The sequence below is a fragment of the Cohnella sp. OV330 genome (genome assembly GCF_900112065.1).
GTDB lineage: Bacteria > Bacillota > Bacilli > Paenibacillales > Paenibacillaceae > Cohnella.
In genome coordinates this window covers 688,935-711,165 of record NZ_FOKE01000003.1, presented here as the reverse complement: position 1 = coordinate 711,165, position 22,231 = coordinate 688,935, and the positions used below count along the sequence as shown (strand labels likewise).

Sequence of the window (22,231 nt, the reverse complement as noted above, 5' to 3'; positions counted from 1 at the left end):
TTTGCAACTAGAATACAAAGTGGACACCTCTTAAGCTCATGAGATAATAAACAAAAATCACGTGAGGTGTCCTACATGGGCGAGATGCGGAAACATTACAGCGAAGCGTTCATCGAACAAACGGTAAAGTTCATTCAGGAACAGACGAAGTCGATTCCCCAGATCGCAGAGGAACTTGACATCCCCGCCGGCACGCTGAGGAAGTGGATGACCAAGCATCGTAAGTTTGAAAATGAGCCCCTCATGGATCGGGAAACGATTCGTCAGAAGGAAAAACAGATTGCTTCTCAAGAGCGTGAGATCGAAGATCTCAAGGAAGAGATCGCCATCTTAAAAAAAGCCATGCACATCTTCAGCAAAGAAAGGAACTAAGGTTCCAGTTTGTCGAAGATCACCGCTCCGAGTTTCGACTGGAGAAGATGTGCGCCGTACTGAATGTCTCTCGGAGCGGTTTTTACAAATGGATGAATGAAAAACTCAAGGAGACGAACTACCAAAAACGCCGGAGAGCGCTTCTGCTGCGTATCACTTGGATTTTTACCGACTCCTATTGCCGTTATGGCAGCCCTAAAATCACGAGGATCTTGCGCAACGAAGGCTGGATCGTCTCCGAGCGTCTGGTGGGACAGATCATGAGTGAGCATGGCCTCAGATCCTGCGTATCCAGGAAGTTTCGTGTAAACACGACGGACTCCAACCATGACCTGGCGATTGCGCCTAACGTGCTGAATCAGCAGTTTAAGACGACATTACCGAATGAAGTATGGATGGCCGACATCACCTACATCCCTTGCCGGGAAGGCCGTCTGTATCTGGCCAGCATCATGGACCTGTACACCCGCCGCATCGTCGGCTGGAAGCTCTCAGACCGCATGACGACGGACCTGGTGCTGGCTGCACTCGAACAGGCTCACGCGTCCGAGCAACCTTCCGAGAGCGTACTGCATCATTCGGACCGAGGCTCTCAGTATGCTTCCGATGCGTATCGAGGTCGTCTAGAACAACTTGGCATGCAAGCGAGCATGAGCCGCAAGGGAAATTGTTACGATAATGCCTGCATTGAATCCTTCCACAGCGTGCTGAAAAAGGAGTTTATTTACTGTACGAAATTCAGGACCAAGGCGCAGGCGCAGCAAGCGATGTTTGAGTACATTGAGCTCTTCTACAACCGTAAAAGAATTCATGGCTCTTTGGATTACCTATCTCCAGAACAATTCAGAACCCAGTTTTATAACAAGAAGGACAAGTGAGCTTAGAGAGCGTCTACTTTATTGACAGAGGTCCATTTCATTTGCTACGAGGTTCTAGTTATGATCGGTCCAGAAAAAAATCGATACATTTCTGAACGGAAGGATTATTATAATGATACTTTCTAAAAATAAGCTTGATCTCGCGAACAGGCGTTGGATCTACAAGACGAATCATTTTCAATGGCTGACCCGTATTGTTTTCAATTAAAGAAACAGGTAAAATAGCTACTCCCATCTTTTGCTGTACCATAGAAAGAAGAATGGCCGTGGAATTTGACTCAAACTTTGATTGCAAGGATTTGGCGATCTTATCGCTGAATGGATGAAGATGCTCGATTATACTTAGATCGCCAACAAGTAAGGAAGATTGTAAATCTCCTAGCTCATGAAAAGAAACAAACGTTCGATCTGCCCATGGATGATGGGCATAAACGACCAACGCTTGTTCTTCTTTATATAGGTGCATCGTATGGATTTCTTTGTTCGGATCATGATTGTCGGTTATGCCGATATCGATACGATTATTCAATAATTGCTGTGACGTATTTTCTAAACTAGAAAATTTCAACTTCATATCAGGATACTGTTCATGAAATTTCAAAAAACGGGGTATTAAACTGGAAAAGTCCATAGGCGAGATGCCGATCGAAAGTTTATTTTCCCGAGCCTGCGCATTGCGCAACTCGTAAGTTTCTTTCTTCGATTCTTCAACGAGCCTCATCACGGAAAGCGCTTTTTCGTAAAGGATTTCTCCCTCGGCCGTAATCTTCACCCCTCTACCGAATCGCTCAAACAAAGGGGTTCCTACTTCGACCTCTAGAAAACGGATCTGTTGACTTAAAGCAGGTTGAGAAATCATTAAAACTTCTGCAGCCTTCGTAAAGCTTCCTTCTTTGCAAATTTGAATAAAACACGCTAATTGCCTGAACATGAAAGATTCGCCTCACCCTCTCTTAGATATGAATCGATCTCTTCAATGAACAGGCGTGCAGCGGACCTCATCGTAACGGAATGAAGATATACAAGAGAGATATCCCAGCTAGGAACACGGCCTTCTATTTTTACGATACGCAAACAATCGTCTCTTAGACTATCGAGCAAAGACGCCGGTATAAGCGCTGCGCCTAGTCCACGACAAACCCAATGAATCAATACGGATGTGGAGGACGTTTCTATGATCGACTTCAAGGTAAACCCGCAAGAGAAACCATACATTTCAATTAATGATTTGTTTTGTTCTCGGAACATGATCGAATTCATGTGCTTCAAAGATCGAAAAGGGATCGAAGATTTATCGGCCAAAGGATGGTCTGCGTGAACCAATAGCGCCATATCTTGTCTATATAAATGAGTTGAAATGACAGAAGCGTGAGCGGGTATCGGATGCGCGGTGATTCCAATGTCTACGCTTTGTTCCAAAACTTCATTTCCGGCATCTTCCGCTTCGATAATTTTCAATAAAATATTCGGGTACTTTTGGTGGAATCTCATGAAGTAAGGAGCGAGATATTCAAGTTCAGCAGGGCAGCATCCGATAGAAATCGTTTCTCTGGATTTATGGTTTCGGCCGTATATTTCATTTCGCGCCTCTTCAAGAAGGTTCATAATGGCGTTACCCTTGTTCAACAGAATTTTTCCCGCTTCCGTTACTTCAACTCCCCTACTCACCCGATCGAACAATGGAATATTGTACTCGTCTTCCAAAACCCGGATTTGTTGACTTAGCGCAGGCTGCGTCACGCCTAATTCTTCTTTCGCTTTGGTGAAGCTCCCCGATTTGCAAATTTGAATAAAATATTCAAGCTGGCGCAATTCCATAGGGTATCCCCCTTTATGTTCTTCCGCAAAGCGTTTCCACCGGTCCGCGACCTTTATAATTATTATATGAAGAAACCTGACCTATAAGATATCCGCTAGATTTCAGGTGAAGGTTGCTAGATTTTAGGGTTGGTGCGAAGGGAACATTCGATCATGCAACTGCCGGCGATTTCTCCCGAAAAGCGGAAGCTCGTACGAGCTTAAAAGGACAGCTTCCCTTTGTTTGAAAGGGTAGCAGTCCTGTAAGCAGTACGAGTACAGCTTTACGATACGTCCGATCGGGTGAGCTTAAAAACCCGGGAGAAGCCACTTCAAAAGTGAGCCTCTCCCGGGTTTTTGCGATTTTTATGTCTCATAAAGTCTTGAAACGGCCTAGTACGAGATCGCCGGGTTCCACCACACCGACTCCCCGCCGGCTACGTTGGCGTTTGCATTAACATGGAAGTAAATTGCATCGCCTGCATTAACGCTTACTGTGACGCTATGGCTCGCTGTCTCGGCCGCATAATTCGCGGATCCTACGGAGGCTGTCAACAATTGCGTGCTATTTTTCATGATTTTCAAAGTCGCGCCGTCGCCTGTCGTCCGATCGTTGACGATATAATGCGCACTTGTCCAGCTCGAAATACCGAAGTGCAGTCAAATCCTTTTCCACGACGCGCGCACCGTTGCCGATGGCCGAGAACATGTCGATCGTACCGTAGGGGCGCATGCGGACGTACGACGGGAACCTGCCCGCGATCCCCCCCTCATCCTCGAAGCACCGGTAGAGCGAAGAGAATTGTCTCTCGTCGCTCGCATACGTATATCGGATTCGATTCCATGCCGGCGTCTCCGCGCTTAGCTCCACATGCAGCAATCCCGCCCGCTTTAAGCCGAAGTCAAATCGTACCGACTGTCCCGGCTGCAGCTCGAGCGATGCGAAACCTTCGGGAACGAGCGTCCGAGAAGGCGGCGAAAAAGATCTAGTCATCGTCGTCTCCCCTTTGTATGTGAATTCTCATGCTCATCATAGTGAAGGAGAGCGGCGCGAGAAACATGAGCCTTTTTACTTTCGGGTATATTTTTGTCGGGATTTTTTTGCGCCTGTCAGGCTAACCTCGGCCGTGTCGCCGCTTGCTAGCAGCTGGTTGTCGATATACAGGGCTGAATTGGCCGTATCAAAATAAATCGAATGGACAAATCGCTTCCATATCGGAGGAATTATAGCAACCGATTCTTCGGCGTACTCTTAATGAAATCTTAACGGATTTGACACCCTTTTCGTCGCATGTTTACCATTGGAAAGTCCCTTGTAAGGCACGATGTGAAGTTGCCCCGAGGCGAACGCAAAGTCGTTTAATAACCTCATGATAGCCGCCGCTTGCGCCCTCGTGACGATACCCGTCGCGTCGAAGCGATTGCAGCTCACGCCTTGCAACAATCCTTCATCCACAGCGATCGCTATATAGCGTACCGCCCATTTTGGAATCTGGTCCGCATCGCTAAAGGACGGAGCAGAACTCTCGACATCTGATGGTCCCTGCAGTCCGGCTGCCCGGACAAGGAGCGCCGCCAGCTCAGCCCTGTTAATCGTCGCCAGAGGGCGGAAGGTACCGTCAGCAAAGCCGGAAACCGGGCCCTTCTGCGCAGCTTGTGAGGCGGTACCTTGATGTCTCCCGGGCCGTCGTATTCGTAGATATAACGGACATAGGATGCCAGTTGCCCCTTACAAGGCTGGGATTCATCCCTACGCACGTCTATAATAAAAAGATAGGATTACGAATCGCATATCGGAGAATAATAGGAAGAAAAGATAGATTCGAAAGGAAGGGAAACATGAACTTGGAACCCTCCGGGGCATCGCTGGCGAGAAGGCGAGCTTCTCCCTCCCGCCGGCGAGGTCGCCTGCTGCTGGCCGCTTGCATCGCCGCCGCGCTGATCGTGGTCGCGAACTTGCCTGCCGTTAAATTATTGCTGCCTGCCGAGCTCTGGCGCGAAGTGCCTCCGGTCGTCGCCTTGCATCCGCTCGTTTCTGCCAAGATGAAGACGCTGAAGGCCGAGGCCGCAACGCAAGGCATACGAATCGCGATTACGGACGGCTTTCGCAGCGAGACGGAGCAGGACGCGCTCTATCGCAAGGGACGGAGCGCTCCCGGCGCCATCGTGACCCATGCTAAGGGCGGCCAATCGTACCATAACTATGGATTGGCCATCGACTTCGCGATCCGCGCAAAGGATGGCGACGTGCTCTGGGATATGGAATACGACGGCAATCGCAACGGGAAATCCGACTGGATGGAAGTCGTCGGGATCGCCAAACGGCTCGGCTTTGCCTGGGGCGGCGATTGGGAGAGCTTCCCGGATTATCCGCACCTGCAGATGGACTTCGGGCTGTCCATCCCGGAGCTGCAGCGCGGACATCGGCCGCCCCAGGATCTTCGGCTCGCGGAGGAGCGGGCACAGCAAGCAGGCGGCAAGGCTTAAAAACAAAAAATGCTGTCCGGGCCATTCTCATGGCCGGACAGCATTTTTTATGCGCCTCGGTCTTTCCAGGCTTTGAGCAGCGCCGCCTCGCGTTCGGGCGCCATGCCGGCGCGGCGCGTTAATCCTGCCGGCCTCGACGCATCCCATTCCGCCGTATCGCGGATCGTCTCTTGGATCGGACGGCAGACGAGTCCTGCGGCGAAGGCTTTGCCGGAGTCCGCCGACATCGTGTGCGCGAACGGGGCGGTTTCGCCTTCGGGCGGTATCCACAGGGGCAGTTCGATCCAAGGGCCCGCACTTCGTTCCAGCAAGAAGCCGTCGCTCACCCAAGTCAAGCGCGCGTCCCGGTTCAACGTCCGAACGCAGGCATTCAAAAAATCCATCATGCCGATCGCACTCTCCGGACCTGCCGCGTTATAGACGCCGGAAGCCCTCGCTTCCGCCATGCGAACGATCCAATCGGCGAGGTCGCGGACGTCGATAAACTGGACGCGCGCATCGGGATCGCCCGGCGCCAGCACCTCGCCGCCAAGCCGGATTCTGGACGGCCAGTACGTAAACCGGTCCGTCGGGTCGTCCGGTCCGACGATCAATCCCGGCCGCACGACGAGCAGCTTGCCCGGCATCAGCGCTTCCAGCTCCGCCTCGCAGGCCGCTTTGAGCGCGCCGTAGTAGCGCTGCACGTCCTCGCTGTCCGCTTCCTCCTCCGGAAGTCGCAGCGTCGGCCAAGACTCGTTAACGCCCGGCCGGCTCAGATCGGCATAAGCCGATTTGCTGGAAACGAAAATATAACGATCGACAGACTCGCCGAGCATCAGTGCCGACTGGCGCACGATACGCGGCACATAGCCCGAGGTATCCACGACGGCATCCCACTTACGTCCCGCGAGCGCCGACAAGTCGCCGTCTCGGTCCCCGATCAACGTCTCGATCCCGTCAGGGCCATCGCCGGCAGCGCTGCGTCCACGATGGAACAAGGTAACCTCATGTCCGGCCCGTAGCGCGGACAACGCGACATGCTTGCCTAGAAAAACGGTACCGCCCAGGATTAAAAGCTTTATGACGATCTCCCCCTGTCGCTTAATCGCAGGAATGCGATCGGCCGCCGCGGCTCAACGAGTACTGCTGCGCGTCGCGCACTTCTGGCAAATGCAAGCTACGCCCCGAAGCGGCGTCGGCACGCTTGCCAGAACGTCCTCGCCGATTGCCGTGCGCATGCACCAGCAGGACTCGGCCTCCCGTCCCGCTTCGATCGCGCAGCCGTTCGGTCCGTCGCATAGCGGGCATCGGGCGCGGTCCGTACTGTCGTACGATAGCCCTCCCGCGTCTCCGCTCCCGCCGTTCGTTTTATCCGTCATCATCCGCTTCCTCGCCTCCTCAACCGTTAAAAATCCAGGAATCGAACCAGCGGAGCGCGTGAACGACGTACGATTTGTCCACCGTCATGCCGGACAAGATGGGATAGAACAGAACGAACAGCAACAGCGTTGCGCCAAGGTAGCCGTAGACGTGGCCGCGCGTCAGCCGCCCGCGATCCCTGCCTTCTTTCAATACGTAAACGATCAGGAGGATCACAAAGGGTACGCTCGCGAAAAAATGATAGATAAACGTCAAGCGGGACACGCCGACCCAAGGGAGGTACTGCGCGGCCAGACCGATCAGCAGGAAGACGAGCCGCGGGTCGCGCGCCCGGCCCTTGAAGAGCAGGAAGATCGCGGCCGCGACTGCGGCGATGCCAATCCACCAAACGGCCGGATTGCCCATCGCCACGATGCTAGACACTTGGTCCGCCTCGACGGCGCCGCCGTAATACCAGATCGGCTTGACCATCAGCGGCCACGCCCACCAGCTCGACGCGAACGGATGGGTCGCCACGAGATGCGCGTGGTAGTTGTACATGAACTTCTGATAGGTCAGCATGTCGTGGAAGCCATGCCCCGGGCCCGGTACGAGAAAAAACGGGATATAGCTCGCCGTGTAGATCAGCGCGGGCACGACCAGGAAAAACGGCACGCACCACAGCACTGCGCGCATAAGGAACGCATGCTCCGCCCGGCGCCGCCATAGCGTGATCGCGAACAACACCGCAAGTCCGCCTCCCGCGTAAATATCGATCCACTTGCTCGCAGCCCCGAGACCGAAGAAGAGACCCGCCAGCGCGAGCGGCACGGCGACGCGGCGGAAGCTTTCTCCCGCCAGCGCCCGTTCGTAATACTTGTACATGTACAAATACATCAGCAGAATGAAGAAAACGCCGTAAACGTCGACCGTCGCGATGCGCGTCTGCGTGAAGTGCATGAAGTCGAACGTCAGCAGGAACGCCGCCGCGAAGGCGAACTCGGAGCGGCCGAACATCCGATTGGCGAGCAAATACATGAGCGGGACCATCGCGACGCCGAGCAGCGTGCCCATGATCCGCCAGCCGAACGGATTCATGCCGAACAGGGAGACGCCGAGCGCCATCAGCCCCTTGCCGAGCGGCGGGTGCGTCGTCTCGTACGGCTCGATATGGTGCAGGAACTCGTACGCCGTGCGGCCGTGATAGATCTCGTCGAAATACATGCTGTTGAGATAGGACGGTTTCTTCGGCACGTCGCCCGGCTCGTCGAGCAGCGCGGTACCGCCTTCGCTCGTCTTGGCCGGCGTCAAGCCATGTCCCTCCGCGTCGCGGAAGGACAGCTCGTACAGCGTCCAGCCCGGATTCGATGCCGAGACGCGCACGTACCGCTGGTTGATGGCGACGGGCTGTTCCTTCCATTGGAAAACGGAGCCGCCGTTCAGCGCGAACGACAGGGCGCTCGTCCAGTTCGTACCGTCAGCGGATTGCGACAGCTCGATCGTGCTGTCCTCCGCGCGCCCCTCGTCGCGCGTCCCGCCGAACCAGATGACGGAGGCGACGGCCTGCGGCTCGCCGAAGTCGTACACGATCGCGCTAGCCGGCGCCGCCGGCGTCCAGCCGGATTCGGGGGCGCGCATCGTGCCGAGGTTGACGAGCGCGATGATGCCGTAGACGAGCGTCAAGCCGCCGACGAGCAGGCGGTCGAGCCGGGAGAACTTGGCGCCCTTCGCCGGCACGGCGGTCTCGAAGGCGGTTTTGGCAGGCGTCGATTTGGATGCCGCAATTTTGGACGATACATTTTTGGAAGACGCACCGCCTTTGCCGCTATTTGCGGAGACCGCTGTTGCGGCCGGCGCGGCTGCCAGCGCCTTGCCCTTGTCCAGCGTCCAGCCGACATAGACGGCGTATGCGGAGATCGCCAGGTTAACGAGCGACAGGAAGCGGAAAAAGCCATCCGTTGCCGACAGGTAATAGTTTTTGTCCAGCCCGAAGTAGAGCACGTAAGCCGCATCCGCGAAATGCGTGAACGTAAGGCCGAGGAACATCCACAGCAAGCGGCGGTCCTTAAGTAGGATAAACGCGAGCAGCGCAAGCGCGACGGCCGGGTAGCCGTAACGCTCGTGCATGCTGGTTTTGAGGGCGAACACGAGCAGGAAGGTCAAGTACGCCAGGTACGTCCAGCGCGACGCGACGTCAAGCTTGCGATGCCGCCAGGCCAACCAGACGACATAAGCGACGATGAGCACGACGGACAGATTGCTCCAGAACGCCATCGCGGCCGATACGTTGACGCCGTTCAGTCCGAGCAGGCCGTATAGATTGGCGGCGTTCAGCGTCGCGTACGGATAGCTGTCGAACATCGCCTTGTAACGATCGGCGATCCAGTCCGGGGATTGATGGATGGAGAACGGCAGTACGAGCAGGACGAAGACGGCGGCGCCGTACAGCAGCGATTCGCCCCAAGCCCTGCGGCTGCGCCGAACGGCCAGCGCCAGCAGCAGCACCGGTATGGCGACGATCGCCTGCGGCTTGATCAGCACGGCGGCGACGACGGCGGCCGTCGCATAGGGAAGCTTGCCCTCCGCGATCGCCCATACGGCCAGCAAGATGAACAGCGCGAGGAACGAATCGATCTGGCCCCACACGACCGAATTGTGGAAGACCATCGGGTTGAAAAGATACAGCGAGGCGATCGCAGTCCCCGCTGCGGCGCCGAAACGCGGACGCGCGATGCGGAGCAAGACGTACGAAGCCGCGAGATCGGCCGCGATCGACGGCAGCTTGAGGAGCAGCGACGATCCGGCGGACGGGTAGCCGATGTGCATCAGCTTCTGCAGCAGGCCGACGACGTAGAGCACGTAGATGTAGCCCGGGGGATAGTCCACGAATATATCCGCCGTGTAAAAGCCGTGAAGCCCTGCCTCGTACGCATGATTCGCCCAAAAATAAAAGTCCAGGGCGTCGATCGGATGCCCTTGCATGATCGGCGCGCAAGCCGCGCGAATGAGCAAGGCGCCCGCGAAAAGCAGCAGGACGGCGCCTTTGCCTTCGCGCGCCTTGCCGCCTCCGGGCAACCGTGCATCTCCCGCGCGGCGCAAGTAGGCGACGATCCCCCAGGCCAAGGCGGCGTACGCGGCGGCCAGCAAAAACATCATGGCCGTATAGGTGCCGTGCCCGCTTCCTGCGCCTCCACCGGCGCTTGCGCCTCCGCCGCCTGCCGCCGCTCCGTCGTAGGCCTCGGGCCACAGCGGAATGACGACGGCGCCGGCCGGGGCTTCCGCCAGCTTTTCGAGCGCGATGTCGTCGAAGTCAGCCCGGCCGCTGTTCAGACTGCCGTAGCTGCCGAGGCGGGCCGCGACGGTGATGCTCGTCTGATCCGCACCCGTCTTGCCGTACCATTCGACCTGGCGCCATTCGCCCTGGGAATCTCCGATCGCCGGGAAAGGAGCCGCGATGCCGAGTACGGACAGGTTGCCCCCCGTGCGGTCGGCGAGCCCGCCGGCGACCCGAATCCAGCCGGACAGCTTGTAGACGGAATCGGCTTCGACCGGTACGGCCTGAATCCAGCGGGCGTCGTTCTCGCCTGCGCTGGAGACGCTCAAATAGGCTTGGCCGCTATGGCCCCCGTCCTGTCCGACCGTCAGCGCGCTGACCGCCGTGCCGTTCGCGTCCGCCGCGTATACGTCCTGCGTCCAGCCGTCCGGCTGCCCGCTCCCGCCCGCCGCGCTCTCGGCGCCGCCGTTGCGAATGAGCGCCGCAGCCTCTTCCGCGTGCGCGGCCGAAAACCCGCCTGCGATGCCCAGCATGGCGATCACCAGCGCCAACACCCATACCCCTATCGTTCTCCTCATGCTTCCCCCCGACGATCTGTTCGTTCTCGCGCCAGCGGCGCGGCGCCCGGACGGCCGCGGCGCCCGTGAAGGCGCAGTCGTCCGCTAACCGGCAAAAATGCGCATCCCCGCTTCGGAGCGAAGACGCGCATTCCCGCGTTCAAATCTAATTGACGATGCGATTCGAGTTTTTGTTACGATTCGGCTTGCGTTGTTCGGCGTTGCCGGGCGATGCCGTTAATCGGCCGCGTTCGAGAGCCCGGCCGCCTGCAGCGTGCGGCTCAGCATCGCGGCGGCTTCCGCCCGGGTAGCCGTCGCGCGCGGCGCGAAGCCGCCGTCCGGCAGCCCCTTCACGATGCCGAGCGAGGATGCGGTCCGAACCGCGTCGGCCGACCAGTCATGAACGTCCGACGCATCCTGGAACGCGGCAGCCGGCTTCGTCCCGCCGTCCGTCAGGGCGGACGCGCCGGCCAGCTTCAGCGCCTGCGCCGCCATGACCGCGATCTCTTCGCGGGTGACCGTCGCCTGCGGACGGAAGCTGCCGTCCCCGAAGCCGCGAACGAGACCGTATGCGGCTGCCGTGCGCACCTCCGCCGCGTACCAGGCGTTGCCGAGCACGTCTTTAAAGCCAATGTCGCCTCCGGGATCCCGGAGACCGAGCCCCCGGACGAGCAGCGCCGCGAACTCGGCCCGCGTGATGCTGCGACCGGGTCCGAACGCTTCGCCGCCGATGCCTTTGACGATAAGCTTCGACGCCATCCGCTCGATCTCCTGCTTGGCCCAGTGATTCGCCAGATCGGCGAATGAGGCCGTATGGGACGCGACGGCGTACACGCTGTTGCCGGGGCTGCGAATCGTGACGATCGTCCCCCCGTCGCCGTCGGCTTGGAACAGCGCCGGCACGTAGACGAACGTTCCGGCGCCAGCCTCGCCCGGCCGGTAGACGACCGCCGTGACCGACGCTTCATCAAGACGCTTTGGCGTCTTCAACGTGCGGTCGACGTAGACGCCGCCGAAGTCGGCGATCGTCTCGGACTTGCCGCCGCCGCGAAGCATGACGGCGAATTCGACCGGCGCCGCGACCAGCGCAAGTCCCTGGAGCGCAGCCGCCTCCCGGATCGGCGGCAGAGCCGCTTCTTCGAGCGTCTTGATCTCGAAAATCCACAGCGCCTTCGGATCTTGATCGAAGCCGCGATCCTTGATGAGTTTCGCTGCCAGCGACAGCGGGAACCGATACGTAGCGTCGCCGCTCGCGATCGTCAAGACTGAGTCCGGTTGGCTCGCGGCCGCCGCGAGCAGCGCCTGCGCGGTAAACGGCGCGGTGCCGTCCGCCGCTGCGAATACTGCGATAGCCTTCTCTGTCGCAGCCTTTAGCTTGGCGTCGTTGGCCGCAGCCGCGGCGTCGAGCGAGCTGCCGGCAGAGCCGCCGTTGCCGCCCCCGCCGCTAGCCGGCGGGTTGACGGCCTGCGCGGACGCTACGTTAACCGTGTACGTCCGCTCGGCTCCGCCATAGGCGATGCGCAGGCGCGTCTCGCCCTCCGCTATGCCGGTCAGCGCGCCGGCGGCATCCGCGGCCGCGATTGTCGCTTGCTCCGTCGCGAACGTCGACTGCGCCGTAACGTCCTTGCCTGCGGCATCGGTCACCTTGATCGCCAGCGAAGCGCCGGCGGTGAGGGCGAAGCCGTTCAGCGAGCCGCCCTCGGCCGTCGCAGCGAACGGTTTGGCCGCGGACGCGAAGCCTTCGTTGACCTCCCGCAAGGCGAAGCCCGCAGAAGCATTCGCGACGTCCGCGATTCTCGCGCCGCGAACGATGACATTGTCGATCTCGGCCCCGCCCGTGACGGTCGGCGCGACCTGCACGCCGGCCGTGCCGGCGCCGTCGAGCACAAGATTTTGCAGGAGGAGCCTGCCGCCCGAGACCGCCTGGGTCCCATTGACCACGACGCCCGCATACGTGCTGTCCAACGCCGTATTGTCGCGCAGAACGATGTCGCCGGTCATGTTTTTCGTATCGGCAAACAGCCAAAATGCGCCCAGATTCGTCTGCAGGCCCGTATCGTAGCTGCCCGTGCGGATGAGCGTATTGCGCTCGACGACCGTCGTCCCCGCGAAAGGCAGCGGGTTGAACCGCGTGGACACCGTTATGCCCGAGCCGTTTACGATCGTATCCTTGGCTACGTTATCCTGAATCCGGTTGTCCGTGCCTCCGAAAACGGCGATGTTGTTGGCCAGCCACGGCAGGCTCGCCGTGTTGAAACGCGCCGTGTTGTTCACGCTCGAGCGCCCGTCGGTCGACCACATCGCGATCCCGTCGTCGCCCGGGTACCGGACGTCGCTCTGCTCGAGCATGCTGTCCGTCGTGCCGACGCTGAAGTTGATGCCGTCCGCCATCAGGTTGCGCATGCGCAAGCCGACCATATGCAGGCCGTGCGTATATGCCTCGCCGTCTTTGACTTTGGTGAGCCACAGCCCCGCTTTCGTATGCTCGATCCATACGTTCTGCAGCACGGAGCCCGGGCCGAAGCCGCCGTGGAACGCGTTGGTGATCGCCTCGTCGTCCCGCACGTTGATATCCCCGTCGATGAGCAGGTCGTAGACGCCGATATCGTCGCCCCTGCCCAAGAATTTGGCGCCCGTCAGCTGCGTGTGCCACATGCCCGCGCCCCGGATCTGGATGCGGTCCAGGTCGAGCAGGCCGTCCCGCAGCTCGTATTCGCCGGCGGGGAACCAGACGCCCTTGCCTTCGGCCTTCGCGGCTTCCATCGTCCGCTTGAAGGCGGCGGTATCGTCGATGCCGTCGTCCGGCGCGGCCCCGTAACCGTCCACGGACAGGTAGCCCTCGGGCATTCGCAGCGGAGCCGCCGCCTGCTCGAAGTCCGCCAGATCGATCGTGTAAAAAGGAGATTGGCTGTCGGCGTCCTTGACCAGCGCGATCTTCGCGCCTGCGGGCACGTCGCCGATCAGGGCGTGCGTTTCATCGAAAAAGCGGTGCCCGCTGCCTTGCGTCGGATCGTTCGACCACGGATAGCTGCCGTATTCCCAAGCGTACTTGGACGTCAGCGTCAGCTTCTGCCTGAACTGGCCGTTCACGTACAGCCCCAGCGTCTCGGTGCGGCCCGCGCCGTTCGCGCTGTCGGGAATCGAGTAGCGCAGCACGATCGAATTGGCCGGATGCGCCAGCGTGAACGCGACATAGTCGCCGGTCTCGCTCAGCCTCACGGCCTGGCGGCCGGATGCTTCGGAGGCGGGATCGTAGTACGACCGGGAAGCGCGCAGCAGCTCGCCGTTCGTCTCGGCGTCCTCCGCCTCGTAGGTCGCGTAAGGCGTCGTCGCGCCGCGATACGCCGGCGCGACGCTGTTCTTCAGCGTGAGCGAGTCGACGGCGAACGCGGCTGCCGGAGCTGCGGACCCTTCCGCCGGCGCCAGCGCGATCGTGTTCAGCCCTTGGCGCAGCGTTAGCAGCAGCGTCGCCGTCGACCAGCCTGCGTCCGTCGGCGATAGACTGAGCGTTGCAGCGGCGAGGCCGTTGACGGCGACGCCGAGCGTCGACGGCGCGGACGCGCCCGGACTGGCGTAGCGTACGACCGCGTCGTAATCCCCGGCGGCCTGCGCGTTGACGGTGAAGGCGAGCTTGGCGTGCGGGCTGCCTGCATCCGCGGAATCGTCCGCCTGCCACCCGGATGCATACCCGTTTTCGGCATAGCCGGCCATATCTTGATGGGCAGCGACGCCTCCGCCCATAAATGCATTTTCTGCCTCGTACACGACATCGCCCGGCAAGCGCTCATAAGTCCAACGCCCTTGCGCGGCCTCCTCAGCGTCCCCATATACGGCGGCGCCGTCCGCATGGAGCAGCATGCCCGCGCGATCCGCGGCACTGCGCAGTTCCAGCCGCCCCTGCGTCTCGACGACCTCCCACTGCGAGCTTGCCTCACCGCGCGTTGCTTCCGCCGCGGCGATCGGCTGTCCCGCCTGATCCAGCGCCAGCAGCCGTCCGCTCGCCCGGTTCTTGATCAGCTTGCGCCCGTTGAAGTCCTGCAGCAGCCATTGCGCGGCTGCGCCGCCCTCATTCGCAAGCGCGATCGTCCCGCCGCGCTCCGCGAGCCAGGCACCGCCGCTGCCGATCCGCGTGTAGGCGGTATCGTCGAATACCGGCGTCGCCGTGTCCGTATTCGCCGTGCCGTCGTCATCCGGCGTCTCGTACTCCGCCGGCGCCGCCGTGAAGCTCCACCGCGCCGTCCCGAACGAGACGGGCACGAGTCCGCGCTCCGTGTAGCCCGCAGCGTTGTCACTATGGACGTACTCGTCGTCATAGCCGGCTGCCAGATTGCGGATCAACCATTTTCCTGCGGACGCGGCCGAAGCCTCGATCGACCAGTCTGCGGCCGCATCCGCAGTGTTCGCGGCCGGCAAGCTCTCGATATACCGGTAATCCGGCGTCAGCGCCATCAGGTGTCCGGTCGCCCGGTTCTCGATGCGGGTCGCGCCATCCTGCCGGACGAGCCGCCAATGGCCGTACCCGTTGTTGTCCGCGATGCTGCCGTACAGAACGACGCCGCCACGGTTTTCGTAAAGATACTGTCCGTTCGCTTCATTCTGGATGCGAATGTAGCCTTCGGGCAGCTCTGGCGTCAGCTCGACGGGATCCGCCTTGAACAGCGCGCTGTCGGCGAAGTCGCCGCCGCCCGACTTGACGATCTTGCTCACCTTCGTGCCGCCCGCGCCGTCCGCGTAAATGTAGTGTCCGGCCCAGCCGCTGCGGATCGCGGTATACCCGCTTTCGGACGCCGCCTCCAGATACCACTTGGCGCTTCCCCAAGACTCATACACGACCGCTTCCGTGCCGAGCGGCAGGTTCGGGGCATCCTCCGACTCGTGTCCCGCCATGTTTTCCATCGCGATATAATGATCCGTCTCGACATTCTTCAGGCGCTTCGCCCCTCCGCCCGCATCCTCGACGTACCAAACGGCGCGCATGTCGGCGTCCGGCAGATCCTCGTAGCGTACCTTGCCTGCCGCCTCGCCCTCCGTTTCCTCATAGAGCGATTGTCCTTGCTTGTTCGTAAAACGCAGGTGCGTCGGGCCCGCGTCGTCGACCGGGATCAGCGTCCAGTGCGGACTGCCCCAGTTCCGGTTGATCTGGGCGTACTCGGCGTACTTGTTCAGGTTTTGCAGGTTGACCAGCTTCTGAACCTCCTGGTTTTTCACCCGGTCCGCCACGTTATAGATCAGCTTGGAGCCGCCTGCGAGCGATTCGACGACCCAAATGGCGCTCGTCCAGTCGTCCATGACGTCGGTGACGCGGATATGGCCGTCCGTCATATTCTGCAGGTTGACATAATGGCTGGTGGCGCGGTTTTTGATTCGCTTGCGGCCCTGATACTTCTCGATCAGCCATTGGTCCCGGCCGTCCGCGCGCGGATTGCCGTACTTCAAGTCCCCGCCGTCGTCCTCGTACCAGACGAAGGGCTTCCACTCGTTCTGGATGCGCACGTACTGCGGCGATCCGTCGGTCCGCGCGGACGGATCTTCGAACAGCCATTGCGCGGCGTCGGCATCCGGATCGGAGGCGCCAGTGCGCAGCACGCCGTCCTGGAGCAGCAGCAGGCCCGAGCCGTCCGCGGCGGCGATGTTCAAGTAGTCGTCGTACATGTCCGAAGGCGCGAGCTGCCATTGGTACACCGCCGACGTCACCGACGCGGCTGGGCTTACCGCCAGCGGATCGCCGGACGCCAGATAGCCGCCCGTCGCCGCATTGCGGATGCGCTTCTTGCCGTCCTGGTCCTCTACGATCCACTGGTAAGCCGGATCGTCCTCCCTGCCAGCCGCCAGCGCGCCGTGCTTCAGCAGGCCGCCCTCTCCTTCATAGAGATAGTCCGTGCCGACGTCCGCCGCCGCGTAATTGACGATGCGGACCGGCTTGACGTCGTAGGCGGGCGCGATTTTCCAATGCGCGTTGCTCCGCCCCGCGTTCGACCAATCGTTGGACCGCGCGTACGTGTCCTCGAACTGCGTATTCAGCACGTAGGCGGGATGACCCGCGCTCGAGATCGAGACGTATCCCGGCACGGGATCGCCGTTCTCCGCCGCGGCCGGCGCGATCGTCCATCGCTGCGCCGCGGACGCCGACGCCGGGGCCGTCTCGATTCTGCGCCAATAATTGTCCGCGTCGAACTGCTCGATATAGTCGCCCGTCGCCCGGTTGCGAAGACGCACGGTCTGCGCCGCTCCGGCTTCGCCCGACTCCACCTCCACGTACCAATGCGCCTTCGGATCCGTCGGATCGATCTTGCCGAAGGCGACCACGTTATTCGTGCGCCCCTCCTCCGGGTTGGCCGTCTCGTACAGGAGCTGCCCTGCTCGGAATTCGTTTACGATGAGCACCGGCTGCAGCGTCTCTGCGGGCTCGAACATCCATTGCGGGCTCTCGTACGTAATATTGATGTCATTGCTGGCTTCGGCATAGCCAAGCTGATCCTCTTCGTGGATGACAAGGTTGGCGCTTGCGTCGGCCGTTGCGCTCTTGATCACCTTGTAGCCCGGCCGGCTCGCATCCTCGATGAGCCACCGATCGGCAGCGGTGCTGACGCCGATCTCGCGGGCGACGAGCGCGTCCCTTCGCTTCGCCGTCTCGGCGATCGTGATATAGTGGCCGGTGGCGCGGTTCCGGATGCGCGTCCCATCGGGCGCCGGCTCGAGCCGCCATTGTGAAGAAGCGTCGTCCAGCGCCGTCCGCCCGTAACGAACGATGCCGTCCGAGCCTTCGTATAAATAGTTGCTCTGCCATTTATTCTTGATGCGTATGTAGGCCGGCGTCGCGGCGCCTGCGCCTCCCGCGTTCGCCTCCTGCAAGCCCTGCGGCTCCTGCTGCGCGATCTCCGCCGCGAACGCAGGAACCGACGTCAGCATCAGCAGCGCCGTCAAACACGCCGCGAGCCATTTTTTCCAACTGGACATGGTCTGGTGGCCTCCCCATATAATGGAATCCACCTCATCGTAAAATGAAAACGATTCCATGACGATGTGCGTTTATGGGCGTTCTAGGCGCAAAACTACGAAGTTGGCGGTCATGCGTGCGCGGAAAGTTTGTCGGGCGCGGCCTAAAGCGCCCTGGGGACGGCGTTAGCGCCCTATTGCGCTTATCGGCGAAATCCCGAGCGCCTCGGAGCCGACGTTAGCGCCCATTTGCGCTTATCGGCGCCGTCTCGAGCGCCTCGGAGCCGGCGTTAGCGCCCATTTGCACTTATCGGCGCAGCCGCGTGCGCCTCGGAGCCGGCGTTAGCGCCCATTTGCACTTATCGGCGCAGCCGCGTGCGCCTCGGAGCCGGCGTTAGCGCCCATTTGCGCTTATCGGCGCCGTCGCAACGCCAGAAAGCCGCCGGATAGCCCGGCGGCTTCATTCATAAAGTACGGCCTACAAGTTTTTGGCGCTGAACGTATCCCCGCCTTCGATCGTGCCGCTGTCGAAACCTTTCTGGAACCACCTCATGCGCTGTGCGGACGTGCCGTGCGTGAAGCTTTCGGGCACGACGTAGCCCTGCGCCTTTTTCTGAAGCGTATCGTCGCCGACCGAGCTGGCCGCCGTGATCGCTTCCTCCAGATCTCCCTGCTCCAGCACGTTCATGTCCTGCGCATGATGGGCCCACACGCCCGCGAAGTAGTCCGCTTGCAGCTCGGTGCGCACGGATTGAGAGTTGCTCTGCTTCGCGCCCATATTCGTCGTGCCGAGCAGCGTCTGCACGTGGTGCCCGACTTCGTGCGCGATCACGTAAGCCATGGCGAAGTCGCCGGGCGCCTGGAACTTCGTCTTCAGTTCGTCGTAGAAGCCGAGGTCGATATACAGCTTGTGATCGCCCGGACAATAGAAGGGACCGACCGACGCCCCCGCCGTGCCGCAAGCCGACTGTACGCTGTCGTTGTACAGGACGAGCGTCGGATCCTCGTACTTTAATCCCTTTTCCGCGAAAAGCTGCGTCCATACGTCCTCCGTATCGGCGAGCACGACCGAAACGAACTGGGCCAGCTCATCTTCCTCCTGACTTCCCTGATAAGGCGTATCGCTGACGGAGCTCGTCGTCGTGCCCGTCATATTATTCAGAATGCTGCCGATGTCTCCGCCGCCGAACAGCAGCGCGATCACCAGCACGATAATGCCGCCGATGCCGCCGCCGACGAGCTTGCCGCCGCCGCTCATGCCCCGCCGGTCCTCCACGTTCGCGCTGCCTCTTCTTCCCTGCCATTGCATATCGGTTTCCTCCTGCCGTGGTTTAACGTCCATGCCGTCGATCGCATTCTTCTTTTGCGATGACCGGCTGGTAGCTTGGCGAGTTGCCAGCGAGTTGCTTAATAGCTCTTACCCGGCGGCTCGGCGAGCGCAACTGCACATTCGTACCATGTCCGAGGACCGACGACTCCCGCGCCCTCTGTTTCATATTTCCTATTTTTGTATACATTCAGATAGGATTAAAGATTTATCATGATCGTTTCAAACCCGGCAATCGCCAATTCGACGAACAGGAGTGTTGCACAATTGAAAAAGTTCGGAGCTCTCTTTCTCTCTCTCATCCTGGCGGTAAGCGTCTTTTCGGGAGCGGCCTCTGCCGCGACCAAACCTGTCAGCATCTGGATGGACGGCGCGGCCGTTCAGTTCAAGCAAGGCGCGCCGATGGTAGAAAACGGCACGACGCTCGTGCCGCTTCGGCCGCTGCTTGAAAAGCTCGGCGTCAATCTCTATTGGGACGGCAAAAATCAAACGGTAACGGGAACGAAAAGCGGGTTATCCTTCGCCCTGCAAGTCGGCAACGACACGGCCGTCGTAAACGGCGTCGTCGAGGAGCTCGACGCGGTCCCGCGCGTCATCCGCGGCACGACCTATGTCCCGCTGCGCTTCGTAGCCGAAGCGGTTGGCTACAAGGTGACCTGGGACGCGAAAAACAACGCGGTGGCGCTGGCGCAGGCCGGTCAGCCCGGCGGCAGCACGGGGTTCCTGTGGAAGGCGGAGAAGAACGGCAACGTCGTCTACCTGCTCGGGTCCATTCACGTCGCCCAAGCGCGGATGTATCCGCTTCGCCCCGAGATCGAGGCCGCCTACAAGGCGTCGAGCTATCTTGGCGTCGAGGTCGATATGACAAAAGTAGACTCGGAGGCAATGGAGAAGCTGGTCGAAGACAAAGGCGTCTATAAGGACGGCACGACGCTGAAGGACCATATCTCCGCCGCGACCTATCAAGCGCTCGTGAACATCCTGAAGGCGAACCAGTTGGATGTAACGGCGTTCGATCAATACGAGCCGTGGGTCGTCGCTCAAACGCTCCCTTCCTTGCAGAGCGAGGAGGATGGATACCAGGCGAATCTCGGTATCGACGCGTACTTCATGGGGAAAGCCGCCGAGGACAACAAGCTGATCGTCCCGCTGGAGTCGGCGGAGAGCCAGCTGGACATGTTCGACCGCTTTTCCCCGGCCCTTCAGGAAGCGCAGCTGAAGGAGGCGATCGGCGGCTATAATCTCCCAAGCTCCCAAGGAGGCGCCGCGATAGACGCGCTCACGCGCATGTGGGTCACGGGAGACGAGGATGCGCTCCTCGAGATGATCAAAGCGTCCGCGGAAGATCAGGAGTATTATAAAGCGCTGGTCATCGACCGGAACCTGACCATGACGAGCAAGATCGAAGGCTACCTGAACGACGACGATCACGTCACCCGCATGGTCGTCGTCGGCGCGGCCCATATGCTCGGCAACGACGGGATCGTCACGCATATGAAAAACGACGGTTATACGGTGACGAAGCTGTAAGGAAGCCATGTGGAACCTGTTAGTCACATTGTTACTAAAAAAGGATCGGGCCCGTTAGGAGGCCTGATCCTTTTCTTTTTCGTTTTCGTTGCATTAAGCTTTGTTCAAGCTAAGCTCGCTCGACTTGGCATTCCAGACGACCGCTAACCCTAGCTGCTTGAACAAGGAAGCCGGCACCATGACCGCGCCTGCGGACGTATACGGCTTGCCCGCCAGCGTCGCCGGCGAGCCGTTGATCGTCGCTTGCAGGTCACTGAACCGGAAAACCGCCGCGGCCTCGCCGAGCGCGATCTCATACGTGCCGTCCTGCGCCGCTTTGAAGGTCCCGCCGAGCGCGCGCACCGTATCTTTTAGCGGCACGTAGGCGCGACCCGCCGCCATCGCCGCCGGATAGCCAGAGGCGAGCGGCTTGCCGTCGACCTGTACGCCGATCGCAGGCAACACTAGCGCAGGCTTGTACAGCATCCGTGCGTCGTTCACGTTAGGGGAGCCGGCCTCGAACCACTGGTTTCCGCCTATGCCCCACAGCCTGCCGAGCAAATCGATCCCCAGGCCATGATGGTAGCCCGCAGCGATCTCGCGAATGCCGGACCAACCGCCGATCTTGCCGGCCTTGCCGGTCAGCCAACCGTTCGTCGTCCACACGTCGCCGCCGGTCGTCCGGATCAGCACGGAGCCAAAGTACGCGATCTCTGCTTCTTCGGCCTTGAGCGTCAACGCAAGACGCGTCGGCTTGCTTTTCAGCTTAACGGGTCCAGCCTTAGCCTGCTGGTACAGCGCATCGAAGTCCAACTGCGCCTGCCACGCCCGGCCCGACGTATCGACGCCGACGAGCCGATCCTGATAGGCGGACAGCTGCTTCATCGCCTGGAATCCTGCGAGGCGCGCCGGGGTCAAAGGCGCAAATCCGCTGCCGTCGTGCTTCCGGACTGCCCCAAAGCCCCAGACGGCGCCTGCGCCGTCGATCGCATAGACAAGGTCGCCCTTGGCGGTCATGCTCGCAAAGCGATATGTCCCTGCGACCTGCGCGACGGCGATCTTGGGCTTGTCCCCTGCCTGCGGCTCGTAGGTCCATCTCCAGAGCGTGCCGTCCTTCTTGAGGGCGAATCCCGGTACGGCCGCCTTCACGTCCTGCAGGCCCGGGATTGGCGTCGGCAGCGTCGTGCCGCCCTGTATCGCGCCTCTCGAGCCCCACTCCCAGACGGTACCGTCCGTCGCGACGCCCGTCTGCGTGCCGACGCCGTTCGTCGAGATCGCGGCGATCGCCGGGAGCCCGAAGAGACGGACGGGCCTGTCGATGTCGCTCGTGACGCGGGACTCCAGCGCGCCGAGCTCGCCGAACAGCGTACGTCCCCAAGCCCAGACCGTACCGTCTGCGCGCAGGGCGGTCGAGTAATACTCGCCTGCCGCGACTTGAACGAAGGCGGTCGGGTTGGCTGCGGCGATGCTCGACGCGGCCGCCGGGGAAGCGGCAAAAGAGGCGGCGGTCGTCGGCGCAGCGGCTGAAGCGATGCCGCCTGCAGGCAGAAGAAGCACTGCGGCCAGCAGCGCGTGCGGCAACCCTCTTAATACGATCGACAATCCAATCCCACCCTTTCCGTATATATCCTGTTATTAGAAATAGACGCGGCATGTACGCCAAAAGTTTCCGACCTAAAGGAAGACGGTCTCCGGCTGAAGTGCCGGAGACCGTCTGTTCGTTAACATGTATTCGGCATATCGAGCGTACGCACCG

Annotated in this window: 13 protein-coding genes and 1 pseudogene; 4 read left to right on the top strand and 10 right to left on the bottom strand. The window is 60.4% G+C overall.

Annotated features, from left to right (window positions below):
* Positions 1 to 75: 75 nt before the first annotated feature.
* Both BM235_RS32330 and BM235_RS09965 read left to right on the top strand, forming a co-directional pair.
* Positions 76 to 372 (top strand): transposase, encoded by a 297-nt coding sequence (locus BM235_RS32330; protein WP_090110997.1) that lies wholly within the window; start codon positions 76 to 78, stop codon positions 370 to 372.
* Between the two features lie 14 nt (positions 373 to 386).
* Positions 387 to 1,250 (top strand): annotated as a pseudogene (locus BM235_RS09965) (IS3 family transposase); the annotation flags it as partial.
* Between the two features lie 58 nt (positions 1,251 to 1,308).
* On the opposite strand, the gene BM235_RS09960 reads toward BM235_RS09965, so the two are convergent.
* The 4 genes from BM235_RS09960 to BM235_RS32925 form a co-directional block, all read right to left on the bottom strand.
* Positions 1,309 to 2,181, bottom strand: coding sequence for a LysR family transcriptional regulator (locus BM235_RS09960; RefSeq protein ID WP_090112181.1), 873 nt, complete (start codon positions 2,179 to 2,181; stop codon positions 1,309 to 1,311).
* The gene (locus BM235_RS09955; protein WP_090112179.1) at positions 2,166 to 3,068 is read right to left on the bottom strand and encodes a LysR family transcriptional regulator; all 903 of its coding nucleotides are present in this window, start codon (positions 3,066 to 3,068) and stop codon (positions 2,166 to 2,168) included. Before BM235_RS09955 ends, BM235_RS09960 begins: the two co-directional genes overlap by 16 nt.
* A 544-nt stretch (positions 3,069 to 3,612) precedes the next feature.
* Positions 3,613 to 4,041: a hypothetical protein gene (locus BM235_RS09950; protein WP_090112177.1), complete on the bottom strand. Its 429-nt coding sequence runs from the start codon at positions 4,039 to 4,041 to the stop codon at positions 3,613 to 3,615.
* A gap of 258 nt (positions 4,042 to 4,299) precedes the next feature.
* On the bottom strand, positions 4,300 to 4,740 hold the full coding sequence (locus tag BM235_RS32925; RefSeq protein ID WP_143106661.1) for an S-layer homology domain-containing protein: 441 nt from the start codon (positions 4,738 to 4,740) through the stop codon (positions 4,300 to 4,302).
* Between the two features lie 146 nt (positions 4,741 to 4,886).
* Here BM235_RS32925 and BM235_RS09935 point away from each other — a divergent pair, with 146 nt between their 5' ends.
* Positions 4,887 to 5,534: a M15 family metallopeptidase gene (locus tag BM235_RS09935; protein WP_090112173.1), complete on the top strand. Its 648-nt coding sequence runs from the start codon at positions 4,887 to 4,889 to the stop codon at positions 5,532 to 5,534.
* Positions 5,535 to 5,581: 47 nt separating this feature from the next.
* On the opposite strand, the gene BM235_RS09930 is transcribed toward BM235_RS09935, so the two are convergent.
* The 5 genes from BM235_RS09930 to BM235_RS09910 form a co-directional block, all read right to left on the bottom strand.
* Positions 5,582 to 6,580, bottom strand: coding sequence for an NAD-dependent epimerase/dehydratase family protein (locus BM235_RS09930; protein ID WP_369803497.1), 999 nt, complete (start codon positions 6,578 to 6,580; stop codon positions 5,582 to 5,584).
* A gap of 66 nt (positions 6,581 to 6,646) precedes the next feature.
* Positions 6,647 to 6,895, bottom strand: coding sequence for a cysteine-rich CWC family protein (locus BM235_RS09925; protein ID WP_199408927.1), 249 nt, complete (start codon positions 6,893 to 6,895; stop codon positions 6,647 to 6,649).
* A 16-nt stretch (positions 6,896 to 6,911) separates the two neighbouring features.
* Positions 6,912 to 10,724: a phospholipid carrier-dependent glycosyltransferase gene (locus BM235_RS09920; protein ID WP_090112169.1), complete on the bottom strand. Its 3,813-nt coding sequence runs from the start codon at positions 10,722 to 10,724 to the stop codon at positions 6,912 to 6,914.
* A 216-nt stretch (positions 10,725 to 10,940) separates the two neighbouring features.
* The gene (locus tag BM235_RS09915) at positions 10,941 to 17,660 is read right to left on the bottom strand and encodes an S-layer homology domain-containing protein (protein WP_158543721.1); all 6,720 of its coding nucleotides are present in this window, start codon (positions 17,658 to 17,660) and stop codon (positions 10,941 to 10,943) included.
* A gap of 457 nt (positions 17,661 to 18,117) precedes the next feature.
* A complete protein-coding gene (locus BM235_RS09910; protein WP_090112165.1) occupies positions 18,118 to 18,948 on the bottom strand; it encodes a KPN_02809 family neutral zinc metallopeptidase in 831 nt (276 codons plus the stop codon).
* Between the two features lie 285 nt (positions 18,949 to 19,233).
* Between BM235_RS09910 and BM235_RS09905 the strand changes: the two genes are divergently transcribed.
* Entirely contained in the window at positions 19,234 to 20,496 is a 1,263-nt protein-coding gene (locus BM235_RS09905) for a TraB/GumN family protein (protein ID WP_158543720.1), read from the top strand.
* A gap of 93 nt (positions 20,497 to 20,589) precedes the next feature.
* On the opposite strand, the gene BM235_RS09900 is transcribed toward BM235_RS09905, so the two are convergent.
* Positions 20,590 to 22,077: a stalk domain-containing protein gene (locus tag BM235_RS09900; RefSeq protein WP_090112161.1), complete on the bottom strand. Its 1,488-nt coding sequence runs from the start codon at positions 22,075 to 22,077 to the stop codon at positions 20,590 to 20,592.
* Positions 22,078 to 22,231 lie beyond the last annotated feature (154 nt).

Bases quoted from the DNA above. Each gene is read 5' to 3' on its own strand.
- BM235_RS32330 (WP_090110997.1), top strand. From the start codon at position 76: ATGGGCGAGATGCGGAAACATTACAGCGAAGCGTTCATCGAACAAACG.
- BM235_RS09960 (WP_090112181.1), bottom strand. From the start codon at position 2,181: ATGTTCAGGCAATTAGCGTGTTTTATTCAAATTTGCAAAGAAGGAAGC.
- BM235_RS09955 (WP_090112179.1), bottom strand. From the start codon at position 3,068: ATGGAATTGCGCCAGCTTGAATATTTTATTCAAATTTGCAAATCGGGG.
- BM235_RS09950 (WP_090112177.1), bottom strand. From the start codon at position 4,041: ATGACTAGATCTTTTTCGCCGCCTTCTCGGACGCTCGTTCCCGAAGGT.
- BM235_RS09935 (WP_090112173.1), top strand. From the start codon at position 4,887: ATGAACTTGGAACCCTCCGGGGCATCGCTGGCGAGAAGGCGAGCTTCT.
- BM235_RS09925 (WP_199408927.1), bottom strand. From the start codon at position 6,895: ATGATGACGGATAAAACGAACGGCGGGAGCGGAGACGCGGGAGGGCTA.
- BM235_RS09920 (WP_090112169.1), bottom strand. From the start codon at position 10,724: ATGAGGAGAACGATAGGGGTATGGGTGTTGGCGCTGGTGATCGCCATG.
- BM235_RS09915 (WP_158543721.1), bottom strand. From the start codon at position 17,660: ATGTCCAGTTGGAAAAAATGGCTCGCGGCGTGTTTGACGGCGCTGCTG.
- BM235_RS09910 (WP_090112165.1), bottom strand. From the start codon at position 18,948: ATGCAATGGCAGGGAAGAAGAGGCAGCGCGAACGTGGAGGACCGGCGG.